The following is a 12,425-nucleotide window of genomic DNA, read 5'->3' on the forward strand; positions in this document are numbered from 1 at the left end:
ATATTAGTTTTTACTATCTAAAGCTTCAAATTGGGAATTATTAGAGATGTATTCAGGAACAATCTCTTTAATTTTAGTAACTGTTTCTAAGGTTAAACATTTAGGATTAGTGGTATGTAAATCTATAATCTGATTTAATATTTTTGTTGTATCGATGTCTTTTGATTTAGCAATCATGATTTTCTCATGATATGTCGGACGTGTATTCTCTCCGTTTGCTAATAATTCTTCGTAAATTTTTTCTCCAGGTCTTAAACCTGTAATTTTTATATCTATATCTGTAGGATAATTTAAACCAGATAGTGTAATCATGTTAATTGCTAAATCGAAAATCTTAACAGATTTCCCCATATCAAACACAAAAATTTCTCCTCCATCTCCCATTGCTGCTGCTTCTAATACTAAAGAACAGGCTTCTGGTATAGTCATAAAAAAACGTGTAATATCTTTATGAGTAACAGTTAAAGGCCCTCCGTTTTCTATTTGTTTTTTAAACAATGGAATTACAGACCCGTTAGATCCTAACACATTTCCAAAACGTGTAATAATAAATTTTGTAGCGCCTTCTTTATTTAAACAACTAATATACAATTCGGCAATACGCTTAGTTGCCCCCATAACATTTGTAGGGTTTACAGCCTTATCTGTAGAAATCATAACAAATTTATTTACCCCATATTTAATAGATAAATTTGCCATGTTTATAGTACCACTAATATTTACACTAACGGCTTCGTACGGATTGTTTTCCATTAAAGGCACATGTTTGTAGGCTGCTGCATGGAAAATAACTTGAGGATTAAGGCTTTTAAAAAGCTGATCCATTCTTACTGTATTTCTAACATCTACAATAATAACTTCAAATCTTTTAACCTCGCTTTGAATAAATTCTTGTTGAAGCTCGTATAAAGGCGATTCTGCAACATCAATAAGAATTAATTTTTTATAATCAAACTTAGTCAGTTTTCTAGCAATCTCACTTCCTATAGAACCAGCTGCACCAGTAACAATAATAACTTTGTCTGCATATTCGTCTATTAACACAGGATTGTCTATGCTAATTGGTTCACGTCCAAGTAAATCTTCAATTCTTACATCCTTAATCTGACTTATTTGTAACTCACCATCAATCCATTGCTGAACAGGTGGTGTAATTTTTACTTTTATAGATTTAGCAAGAAAATCTTTAGTGATATCTAGTAGCCTTTCAGAACTTATATTCTGAATAGAAATAATGATTTCATCAATTTTATATTTTTCAATAAAATCAATAGTTATTGCATTAGAATCATAAACCTCTAACAGATTTATTTTTTTACCAATTTTCTTATTATTATCATCTATAAAACCAAAAATATCTATAGTGCTTTTGGCATCATTTGTTATCGCATCATAAGTAACCATACCGGCATTTCCAGCACCATAAATTAAAACACGATGATTTTTATTATTGAAAATACTCTTATCAGATATAATACTGTGGTAAATAGATCTAATAAAAAATTTGGCACCTATTAAGAAAAATATATTTAATAATAGATGTATATATATTACAGAACCTGCAATATCGAAGACACTATCGTATTCAAATTTTCGACTTAAATACGTTGTAATAATTAAGATTGTAGCTAATAAATTAATTCCTACTATAATATTTACTACATCCTTTACTCCTGTAAAACCGAACAACACCTTTATGTGTACTAACTACTATAAAACTTATTGTTGCAGCGACTAAAACAAACGGAATTTGCTTTATAAATTTTCCGAAATCAAAAGCAATCTCAAAATTATATCTAATTAAATAGGCTAAAAAGAATGTAAATGCAACCAAACATAAATCTACCAACAAGACAAGCCATTTAGAGGCATATCTTTTAGATAAATTAAGAAGTAAGACGTTTAATCTATTCAAAATATTGTATGATTAATGAAACTATTCGTTCTAAATCTTCTGCAGATAAATTCGATCCGCTTGGTAAGCATAAACCACGTTCAAATAAATCGTCTGAAACACCATTTAAATAACTAGGAGCATCTTTAAAAACCGGTTGCTGGTGCATTGGTTTCCATAATGGACGTGTTTCTATATTTATCTTTTTCTAAGAATAGTCTTACCCCTTCTTGATCTTTTTTATTATCTAATAAAATACAAGTCAGCCACCTGTTAGAATAAAAGCCTTCAGGTTCTTGTAAGAATTCAATTTCTTTAATCTGATTTAACTTAGATACATAAAAATTAAAATTCGCTCGGCGCTTATTAACGTGATCTTGTAAAATCATCATTTGTCCACGACCAATACCTGCTAATACATTAGACATTCTATAATTATAACCAATATGAGAATGCACATAAGCAACAGCTTTATCTTTAGCCTGAGTAGCTAGAAATACAGCTTTCTCTTTTTCTTCTTTTGTAGAACATACTAAAGCGCCTCCTCCAGATGTGGTTATAATTTTATTTCCGTTAAAAGATAATATTGAAAACTCACCAAATGTTCCACATTTTTGGCCTTTATAACTACTTCCAAGAGCTTCTGCACTATCTTCTACAACAGGTATATTATAGGTTTTAGCAATGGCGTGTATCTCTTCTTTTTTATATGGCATACCATATAAATGAACTGCTATAATTGCCTTTGGTGTTTTTCCTTTAGAAATTCTATCTTTAATTGCGCGTTCTAACTGTATAGGACACATGTTCCAAGTATCGCGCTCGCTATCTACAAAAACAGGAGTTGCTCCTTGGTAAACTATAGGATTTGCTGAAGCTGAAAATGTTTTAGATTGACAGATTACTTCATCTCCCGGACCTACATCAGATAAAATTAAAGCTAAATGTAATGCTGCTGTTCCAGCGCTTACTGCAGCAACGTAGCTATCTTCGTTTAAAAAAGTTTTTAAATCATCTTCAAAACCTGTGACGTTAGGACCTAATGGAGCAATCCAGTTAGTTGAAAAGGCTTCATTAACAAAGTCTAATTCATGTCCTCCCATGTGTGGTGATGATAACCATATTTTTGAATTCATAAGTGAAATTGTTATATCAAAATATTAAAACAATTTTTATGTTTATTTAGGGACTTATAACATAAAAAAAATAGAATAAACCACATTTTGGTCTACTTCCATTTACTGTAAAATGAGTATAAATATCCGTAATTATATGAGTGCAATTCAAATAAAAACGATGAATAGCAGATATTTACGTTAATTCATATTTAATAGATAATTGAATAAATATATTACTCTAATAGATGAAGTTACGATAAAAAAAAGAAGTAAAATACTTACAAAATAGAAACTTAAATCAGCACATATATAAGGTTGTTTTTCTTTATAAAACAGCAAGTGAAAATTGAAATTAGAACGCTATTTAAAGTTAAATTTTGCTATAAACGCTGAAATTATTATGAAAAAACAAGATAAACTACCTCCTTATTTATAACTAATTTCATCATGTCTAGCTAATTTGCTTTAAAACATCGAGAACCTCTTTTAATGCATGGATTTTAAAATCAGGAGCTTGTTCTTTTTTTATATCCATGTTTTGTGTATGGATATTTAAACCATTATCTATAAGACAAATAGAATACCAATCTAAAGCATTTGGGGCAACAAAATCTTTCTTAACATTGTCTCCAACATATAAATATGTTGCTTGGCCATACTTCTCTGTAAAGTATTTAAAATTATTTAGATTAGGTTTTTCAGATCCAAATTCTTCCGAAATAATAATATCATCAAAAAAACACTCTAAACCAAGAGCTTTTATTTTACTACGTTGTTGCACACTCCTACCATCTGTAACTAAACCTATTTTAAACATATTCTTTTTTAAATAGGTTAAAGTATCTTTGTTATCTTTAGTTAAAACAATTTTAGGAGAATGGTTTCGGTAAATAGTTAATAAATCACTTACAGCTATATTTTTAACTTGAGTAGATGTAATAATTTCTTCAAAAGCATTTTTATTTGCATTATAAAAGGCCATCATTTTATCAAAAATACTTTGCGATGCTAATTCAGATTTCTCAGCTATAAAAATCTGATATTTCTTTATACGCAGATTTTAAAAAATCTATTTCATTATATAAAGTGTCGTCTAAATCTAATACAATAATAATCTTACGCTTTAAAGTCATGCACTAATATTTCGCTATCATATCTTAGCATTAATAAATGATCTTCCCAAGCGGTAAACGATTCTACAGTTTCGTTAAGTAAATATTCTTGAATAATATATTTAGGATAATTTGCACCAGCTAAATAAGATAATGGATAACCACCACCAAACCTTGCGTTAATTTCAATACCGTAAATGGTATCGTTTTCTTTATGTTTAAAAAAACTGAGCCGTAAGACAACCAAAAGCTCCTTCTATAACACCTAAATTTGTGTTTATATAATCTAAAAGAGCATTCTTTTGGGTTATTCCTTTGTTTACTTCTCCATCTCTAACGGCAATACGTTTTCTTGGTACAATACATTTTAAGGAACTATGTTTATCGTAATATAAATCGCAAGTAAACTCATCGTATTTATCGTGATCTATGTATTCAAAAAAGATTAAATCATCATTTTTAAAATGATATTCTGTTAAGTCTTCTTTAGCTAAAATTTTAAAATTATCTACACTTCTACTTCCATTTAAAGGTTTAATATAAAGTGGTAATTTATAATCTGTTTTAGAATATTCTTTGGCAACATTAATATTCATTTTAGAAAAGAAATCTTGAGTCTTTCTTTTATCTCTACAAATATTAATAAACGCTGCCGAAGAAACTATTGGAGTAATCCCGTTATCTATAAGGGTTTGTTTATTTTGAGATAATAAAGCCAATTCTGTATCTATGGTTGGAATAATTAACTTCACGTTATTAGCAACACATAAATCTATAAGGGCAGTTAAGTAATTATCGTCATTAAGTAATGGTAAATGAAATGATTTGTCTGAAACTTGACATGCAGAAGATAAACTTGGCTCAAAATCAGAGGTTAAAACCTGACTTTTAGGAAACACTTTTTTTAACTCTTTTTGAAATGCTCTAACCAAAGATACTCGTCTTCCTGCGCATGTAATTAATATATTCATTGTGTACTCTTAATTGATTAAAGTGAAATTTAAAATTAATTGGTTTATCTATAATTAAATACTTAGATATAAATTACGTTTCTAATCTATAATTAGCTTGGTAAATAATTAATATACTAAGTTTTACTTTAAATTAAAGTCTATAAAATAGACATGTAAACTTCTTAAATTCTAAGTATTTAATCAAAAATAATCTTTGAATTGTATTATAATTACTTTTATCAGTCAATTATAATCCTTTATAAAAATAAAGGCAATTTTATATTTTAAATTACCCGCATATCTCTAATAATAATGCTGTAAATTTTATTGTTTTCGCACTTCTAAACATTTATTTATATTCTAATAATTAAACTATATGATGAATCATTAACACCTGTATAATTTAAAATTTTGTTAGAGTATATAATGCCTGTGAAATAGAAAATATTAAATTTGACTATTACTGTGTTAATCATTAAATTTAAATCTTATTAAATTCGGTTATTAATTCAAGTTAAGAGCTAATAATTAGTTAAAAAGAAGCGAAGTAAAATGTATAAAACTGTATTTAAAAGAATAATTGATTTTTCAGCATCACTAATAGGTTTTATCATTTTGTTCCCTATCTTTTTAATAGTTACATTAATATTATTAGCCACTAATGGTCAGCCATTTTTCTTTCAAAGTAGACCTGGAAAAAATGAAAAGGTTTTTAAAATCATTAAATTTAAATCCATGTCTGATAAAAAAGACAAAAACGGAAATCTTTTACCAGATGCAGATCGTGTTACTACTCTAGGAACATTTATTAGAAAATTTTCTTTAGATGAAATTCCTCAACTTTTAAATGTTATTAAGGGAGATATGAGCTTAATAGGCCCAAGACCATTACTAGTAAGGTATTTACCATATTACACAAAAGAAGAACAATTAAGACATACAGTTAGACCTGGTATTACGGGTTTAGCACAAGTATCTGGTAGAAATTCTATTGGTTGGGACGATAAATTAGCAAAGGATATAGAATACGTAGAAAATTTGAGTTTTAAATCAGACGTAAAAATCTTACTAAAAACAGTTCAAAAAGTTGTCAAAGGTTCAGATATTGTCTTAAGTCCAGATGTTTTAGATTTTAATGTTTACAGAGCATCAAAAAAACAGAGAGACCTATAGTTAATTAGTCTACAACCCTATTCATAAACGGGTTTAATTCTTAGTCTTTTTTTTAAAAATACACATATCAATTTCTGAAATTAAAGTACGTATATTTTAAATAAAACCGTTTTAATAAAACAGATCTCCGTACCCAAATATTAAATTTAATATACCAATAAATTAAGTGTGAAGGAAAAAGTGCAAGTAATAAAAATTTATGGTTAATAAAAAGATACGGTTTTAGCCTAAGTAAGTATCTAAACAATTTCTCTGGAGTTAAAATAAAGGCCTTAACGCTAAGTAAAATATCTTTTTTACTTCGGTCTGTGTCTATTGTTAATCCTTTAGAAAAATCTCCAACATTAGAATAGAAACCTTCCGAGATTTTCATCATTTCTGAAATCTTATGTTTTGAGGCAAAAATTCCAATACGCAATGCATAATCTGTCATGTGTTCTTGTTCAATTGCTGTTGAATAACAAATTTTATCAAATGCTTCAATTAGAACTTGAAACTGTTCGAACATATAATCTTGAATTTTAGAAATATAATCATCATAAATTCGTTTTTCATCTGCTTGATGAAATTCATTAGAAAAAGTAGCGGAATTAATATCATAAGAAACCGTACTTCCATGTGGGGCAGAAAGCAATTGTTCATTTAATTCAATATTCCCTCTAAGGATATGATCTGAATAACTAGCATAAGGATACACCGAAAAATTTAAGCCGAATCGTTTCGTTTGTTCTGTGATATTATAGACTTCTCTTATACCAAGATAATATGCATAAACCTTAACTTCTCCTTTAAAATAATCAAAAAGTCTTTCTTGCATCGTTCCTCCCCAGCCAATGTCTGCTAAATGCAAACCATCAGAAACAAAATCTACATTAAAAGATTTAAGATAAGTATCAAAATAAATCTTTTGCTCTAAACGTTTCTTTTCATAATGACTAATAAATAATTTATTTTGTTTTAATAGTTGAAAAAGCTCTGAGTCAAAAAAGTTTGAAATACTAACAGATTGAATAGATTCTAATTTTAAACTAGAAATGATATTATTTACAACATCTGCTTTAAAATCAAAATTATTTAAAAACCCTTTAGGTGATAATTTTGGATATTTAAGACGTAAAAAAGAAAAGGTTTCTATATCTAAACTTTCTAAAGAAACCAACATACTTGCTTGTCTAGAGGTTTTTAAATAATGGGTATTAATAACATCTTCTTCACTTAAGGCATAATAATTCTGATAAAAATCGAACAATTTTTTAAAATACAATCCTTCTCTAGACAAGAAGAATATATCTTTAATACCTTTATTCTTTAATTTGAAATATAAACGTTCTGTATAAGTAAAATAGAATAATATATAATCACTATTTACTGGTACATTTTTAGAATTACAGCGTTTGTATAATGCATTTATAATATGTTTATAATCTTTAGTATCTGAACCATAAGAAAACTTTATTTTAGTTTTAGAGAACTCTTTATTAGGAATATATAAAGTATTTAATTTATTTTTTTCAGCATTAACAATATCATGCTTAAGATTGTCCCCAATCATAATTACATTAGTTGGATCAAGATCCAATATGTCAATTAAATAAGAATAGAAAGTACCATTATGCTTGCTTTTTTTACATTCTGAGGACACAAATACGTCATTAAAAAGACAATCTATTTTATGTGACTCTAATATCTTTAAAAGTACTTTTTTAGAAGTATAAAAATCTGTAACACAGTAAATTTCAAAACCTTTATCTTTTAGTTTCTTTAATTCTCGTACCGTATTCTCGTTTAAAAACTGAACATTAAGTTCTACAGCAATCTCTGCTTTTTCAAAATACTTCTGAAACTTTAAATAAGATATATCAGTAATCACGTTACTACATAGGAGTCTATTATACAACTCTTTAATTAAAATATCATAAGGAATTTCAATATGTATAGTCTTATATTTATTACTTAAATAGATCTCAACCTCTTTCCTAATAAAGTATAAAGTGTCAATATCTAATGTTAAACCTAATTCCCTAATCATAGTCTTACACCATAACCTCATTACATAATTAGGGTGTACAGTCCTATGTACAATAGTATCAAACATATCACAAAAAATCACAGACCCCGAACTTACAGTATCCGCAAAAGAACCACTTGTTATCTTCATATAAAATGTATGTTAGTGCTGGGGAGGACCAATATGTAAAATATAATCACGAATAGATATTAAGTGTACCTATAAAGCAATCATAATTAACTAATTGAATATGAAAGTAATTTTTTTTTGAATTTTAATAATTCTTTTTCGATAAAAATCAGATAAAAACTACAAGAAGTAAGAATGAAAGAAATTATTAATACAATTCTGAAGTAAAAGAAGCTGTAATAAAGAAATTAATATGACAAATAAACCAGAAATAAGATGTCATTGTAAAAATAAATAAAATAGAGTAATTGATCTTTAGATAATAAAGGAAGAATAAAAGCGGTTCTAGAGGGAGTGCTATAAAAAAGATAATAAGGAGTAATCAGAAGTATTAAAGGTAATAATCCAGGAGTTAAATTATTTGGGGTATAAACAAAAAAATCCTGAACAAATTCATGTTCAGGATTTAATTAAAAAAGGCAACGTCCTACTCTCCCACAATGCAGTACCATCGGCGCTAATGGGCTTAACTTCTCTGTTCGGAATGGTAAGAGGTGAGCCCCATCGCAATAATCACCTTAAATTGTTGATCGTTAGTTGTATCATATACAATCTAATCAACCGCGCTCTTGCGCAAATATCTTAACATATTGAAAAAGGACGATAATCGTCTTTATTTTAAAAATACTACTTATAATAATTCTGTTATACTCTGTAAAAAAACAATGCGCCCCTCAGTATCTTTTCAAATACTTGTCCTCTATATTACTATAAAGTCAGAGGGGGCTTTTATACAATAAGCCTATGGGTTATTAGTACTACTCGGCTATGACATTACTGTCTTTACACCTATAGCCTATCAACGTGGTCATCTCCCACGACCCTTTAAAGAAATCTCATCTTGTGGTGGGTTTCGCGCTTATATGCTTTCAGCGCTTATCCCTTCCAAACGTAGCTACTCTGCAATGCTCCTGGCGGAACAACAGATACACCAGAGGTTTGTCCATTCCGGTCCTCTCGTACTAGGAACAGATCCACTCAAATTTCTAACGCCCACAGTAGATAGAGACCGAACTGTCTCACGACGTTCTGAACCCAGCTCGCGTGCCACTTTAATGGGCGAACAGCCCAACCCTTGGGACCTTCTCCAGCCCCAGGATGTGACGAGCCGACATCGAGGTGCCAAACCCCCCCGTCGATATGAGCTCTTGGGGGAGATCAGCCTGTTATCCCCGGCGTACCTTTTATCCTTTGAGCGATGGCCCTTCCATACGGAACCACCGGATCACTATGCTCTACTTTCGTACCTGATCGACTTGTAGGTCTCTCAGTCAAGCTCCCTTATGCCATTGCACTCTACGCACGATTACCAACCGTGCTGAGGGAACCTTTAGAAGCCTCCGTTACTCTTTTGGAGGCGACCACCCCAGTCAAACTACCCACCAAGCACTGTCCCTTCGTTGAAGGTTAGGCTCTAGATAAGCAAAGGGTGGTATTTCAACAATGACTCCACAACACCTAGCGATGCCGCTTCAAAGTCTCCCACCTATCCTACACATTACTTATCCAAAACCAATACTAAGCTATAGTAAAGGTGCACGGGGTCTTTTCGTCCCACTGCGGGTAATCGGCATCTTCACCGATACTACAATTTCACCGAGCTCATGGTTGAGACAGTGTCCAGATCGTTGCACCATTCGTGCAGGTCGGAACTTACCCGACAAGGAATTTCGCTACCTTAGGACCGTTATAGTTACGGCCGCCGTTTACTGGGGCTTCATTTTAGACCGTCGAGGTAAACCTCTAAGCCCACCATTTAACCTTCCAGCACCGGGCAGGTGTCAGGCCATATACGTCATCTTTCAATTTAGCATAGCCCTGTGTTTTTGATAAACAGTCGCCTGGACCTTTTCACTGCGGCCCCACCGAAGTGGGGCGACCCTTCTCCCGAAGTTACGGGTCTATTTTGCCTAGTTCCTTAACCATGAATCTCTCGAGCTCCTTAGAATTCTCATCCCAACTACCTGTGTCGGTTTAGGGTACGGGCTGCTTCTCGCTTTTCTTGGAAGTCGATTTCTGGATTATCACCTTGACCGTAGTCTCAGTGTACTATCGGAGTGTTACCACATCCTTCAACGAACTATTCCGTCAGTCGCACAAATTTACGCCTCCGTCACTTTTAGTGAGCAGGTACAGGAATATTAACCTGTTGTCCATCCACTACCCCTTTCGGGTTCGCGTTAGGTCCCGACTAACCCTCAGCTGATTAGCATAGCTGAGGAAACCTTAGTCTTTCGGAGTGCGGGTTTCTCGCCCGCATTATCGTTACTTATGCCTACATTTTCTTTTCTATCCGTTCCAGCATACCTCACAGTACACCTTCTACACAAATAGAATGCTCCCCTACCAGTTATAATAAATTATAAATCCATAGCTTCGGTAATATGTTTATGCCCGATTATTATCCATGCCGAATCGCTCGACTAGTGAGCTGTTACGCACTCTTTAAATGAATGGCTGCTTCCAAGCCAACATCCTAGCTGTCAAAGCAATTCAACCGCGTTTTTTCAACTTAACATATATTTGGGGACCTTAGCTGATGGTCTGGGTTCTTTCCCTCTCGGACATGGACCTTAGCACCCATGCCCTCACTGCTGATCAACATTTTATAGCATTCGGAGTTTGTCAGGAATTGGTAGGCGGTGAAGCCCCCGCATCCAATCAGTAGCTCTACCTCTATAAAACTATAAATCAACGCTGCACCTAAATGCATTTCGGGGAGTACGAGCTATTTCCGAGTTTGATTGGCCTTTCACCCCTACCCACAGGTCATCCGAAGACTTTTCAACGTCAACCGGTTCGGTCCTCCACTGTATGTTACTACAGCTTCAACCTGCCCATGGGTAGATCACACGGTTTCGCGTCTACCACTACTAACTAAAGCGCCCTATTCAGACTCGCTTTCGCTACGGATCCGTGACTTAATCACTTAACCTTGCTAGCAACGGTAACTCGTAGGCTCATTATGCAAAAGGCACGCCGTCACAACACGAAGTTGCTCCGACCGCTTGTAAGCGTATGGTTTCAGGATCTATTTCACTCCCTTATTCAGGGTTCTTTTCACCTTTCCCTCACGGTACTAGTTCACTATCGGTCTCTCAGGAGTATTTAGTCTTAACGGATGGTCCCGCCAAATTCACACAGGGTTTCACGTGCCCCGCACTACTCAGGATACCACTATCTTGCCAATCTTTACCTATACGGGACTATCACCCTCTTTGGTCTGTCTTTCCAAACAGTTCTAATTCATCATGGTTCAAATGTCGTGGTCCTACAACCCCAATAATGCCGTAACATCATTGGTTTGGACTAATCCGCGTTCGCTCGCCGCTACTTACGGAATCACTTTTGTTTTCTTCTCCTCCGGGTACTTAGATGTTTCAGTTCTCCGGGTTTGCTTCCCTAAGGATACTATATCTTCAATATAGTGGGTTGCCCATTCGGATATCTGCGGATCAAATTGTATGTGCCAATCCCCGCAGCTTTTCGCAGCTTATCACGTCCTTCATCGCCTCTGAGAGCCTAGGCATTCCCCATACGCCCTTATTTAGCTTATTGTACTTTTTGCTTTTTTAATGAGTTTGTTATTAGTTAAAAGCTCGTAAACTTTAACTAACAACGAATTATTATTATTTTAAATAATTCCTGTTTAATACGTGCATACTAAACATTCGTTATTTAAATGTATTTTTATGTATCTTTTTCAATATGTCAATGAACTTTTTTCTATATTTAGATATAGAATCGTGGAGAATATCGGAGTCGAACCGATGACCTCCTGCGTGCAAGGCAGGCGCTCTAGCCAGCTGAGCTAATCCCCCATGTAAAATCCTATCAATTAGTATTCTTCATGTGAATTTAGAATTCTCAGTTCTAGAATTTCCTCTTTATTATTTAGTAGTCTCAGGCAGACTCGAACTGCCGACCTCTACATTATCAGTGTAGCGCTCTAACCAGCTGAGCTATGAGACTCTAACT

General features: G+C 32.6%; 7 protein-coding genes, 2 tRNA genes, 2 rRNA genes and 1 pseudogene. 1 reads left to right on the plus strand and 11 read right to left on the minus strand.

Features of this window, described 5'->3' with window-relative positions:
- Positions 1-3: 3 nt before the first annotated feature.
- From GQR95_RS14805 to GQR95_RS14820, 6 genes and pseudogenes are all read right to left on the minus strand, one after another.
- Complete coding sequence (locus GQR95_RS14805; protein WP_370514505.1) at positions 4-1,692, minus strand: polysaccharide biosynthesis protein; 1,689 nt, start codon at positions 1,690-1,692, stop codon at positions 4-6.
- Positions 1,637-1,915 (minus strand): hypothetical protein, encoded by a 279-nt coding sequence (locus GQR95_RS17150; RefSeq protein WP_370514506.1) that lies wholly within the window; start codon positions 1,913-1,915, stop codon positions 1,637-1,639. Before GQR95_RS17150 ends, GQR95_RS14805 begins: the two co-directional genes overlap by 56 nt.
- Positions 1,908-3,030, minus strand: a pseudogene (locus GQR95_RS14810) (DegT/DnrJ/EryC1/StrS family aminotransferase). Before GQR95_RS14810 ends, GQR95_RS17150 begins: the two are co-directional and overlap by 8 nt.
- Positions 3,031-3,463: 433 nt before the next feature.
- Entirely contained in the window at positions 3,464-3,997 is a 534-nt protein-coding gene (locus tag GQR95_RS14815; RefSeq protein WP_159023890.1) for an HAD family hydrolase, read from the minus strand.
- A 131-nt stretch (positions 3,998-4,128) separates the two neighbouring features.
- The gene (locus GQR95_RS16895) at positions 4,129-4,371 is read right to left on the minus strand and encodes a hypothetical protein (protein ID WP_233265943.1); all 243 of its coding nucleotides are present in this window, start codon (positions 4,369-4,371) and stop codon (positions 4,129-4,131) included.
- The gene (locus GQR95_RS14820) at positions 4,343-5,095 is read right to left on the minus strand and encodes a carbamoyl phosphate synthase large subunit (RefSeq protein ID WP_233265944.1); all 753 of its coding nucleotides are present in this window, start codon (positions 5,093-5,095) and stop codon (positions 4,343-4,345) included. Before GQR95_RS14820 ends, GQR95_RS16895 begins: the two co-directional genes overlap by 29 nt.
- A gap of 534 nt (positions 5,096-5,629) precedes the next feature.
- On the opposite strand from GQR95_RS14820, the gene GQR95_RS14825 reads away from it, so the two are divergent.
- Complete coding sequence (locus GQR95_RS14825) at positions 5,630-6,250, plus strand: sugar transferase (RefSeq protein ID WP_159023891.1); 621 nt, start codon at positions 5,630-5,632, stop codon at positions 6,248-6,250.
- 67 nt (positions 6,251-6,317) lie between these two features.
- Here GQR95_RS14825 and GQR95_RS14830 read toward each other — a convergent pair whose 3' ends face one another.
- The 5 genes from GQR95_RS14830 to GQR95_RS14850 all read right to left on the minus strand — a co-directional run bounded on the left by GQR95_RS14830 (position 6,318) and on the right by GQR95_RS14850 (position 12,419).
- A complete protein-coding gene (locus GQR95_RS14830) occupies positions 6,318-8,408 on the minus strand; it encodes an HAD family hydrolase (RefSeq protein WP_370514507.1) in 2,091 nt (696 codons plus the stop codon).
- Positions 8,409-8,861: 453 nt separating this feature from the next.
- Positions 8,862-8,968: ribosomal RNA gene (gene rrf / locus GQR95_RS14835) — 5S ribosomal RNA — on the minus strand.
- Positions 8,969-9,179: 211 nt separating this feature from the next.
- Positions 9,180-12,005, minus strand: a 23S ribosomal RNA gene (locus GQR95_RS14840).
- Between the two features lie 189 nt (positions 12,006-12,194).
- Positions 12,195-12,268: transfer RNA gene (locus tag GQR95_RS14845), tRNA-Ala, on the minus strand.
- A 77-nt stretch (positions 12,269-12,345) separates the two neighbouring features.
- Positions 12,346-12,419 (minus strand) — tRNA-Ile (locus GQR95_RS14850).
- Positions 12,420-12,425 lie beyond the last annotated feature (6 nt).

Source organism: Formosa sp. L2A11 (assembly GCF_009796865.1).
GTDB lineage: Bacteria > Bacteroidota > Bacteroidia > Flavobacteriales > Flavobacteriaceae > Formosa.

Bases quoted from the DNA above. Each gene is read 5' to 3' on its own strand.
- GQR95_RS14830 (WP_370514507.1), bottom strand. From the start codon at position 8,408: ATGAAGATAACAAGTGGTTCTTTTGCGGATACTGTAAGTTCGGGGTCT.
- GQR95_RS14825 (WP_159023891.1), top strand. From the start codon at position 5,630: ATGTATAAAACTGTATTTAAAAGAATAATTGATTTTTCAGCATCACTA.
- GQR95_RS14820 (WP_233265944.1), bottom strand. From the start codon at position 5,095: ATGAATATATTAATTACATGCGCAGGAAGACGAGTATCTTTGGTTAGA.
- GQR95_RS14815 (WP_159023890.1), bottom strand. From the start codon at position 3,997: ATGATGGCCTTTTATAATGCAAATAAAAATGCTTTTGAAGAAATTATT.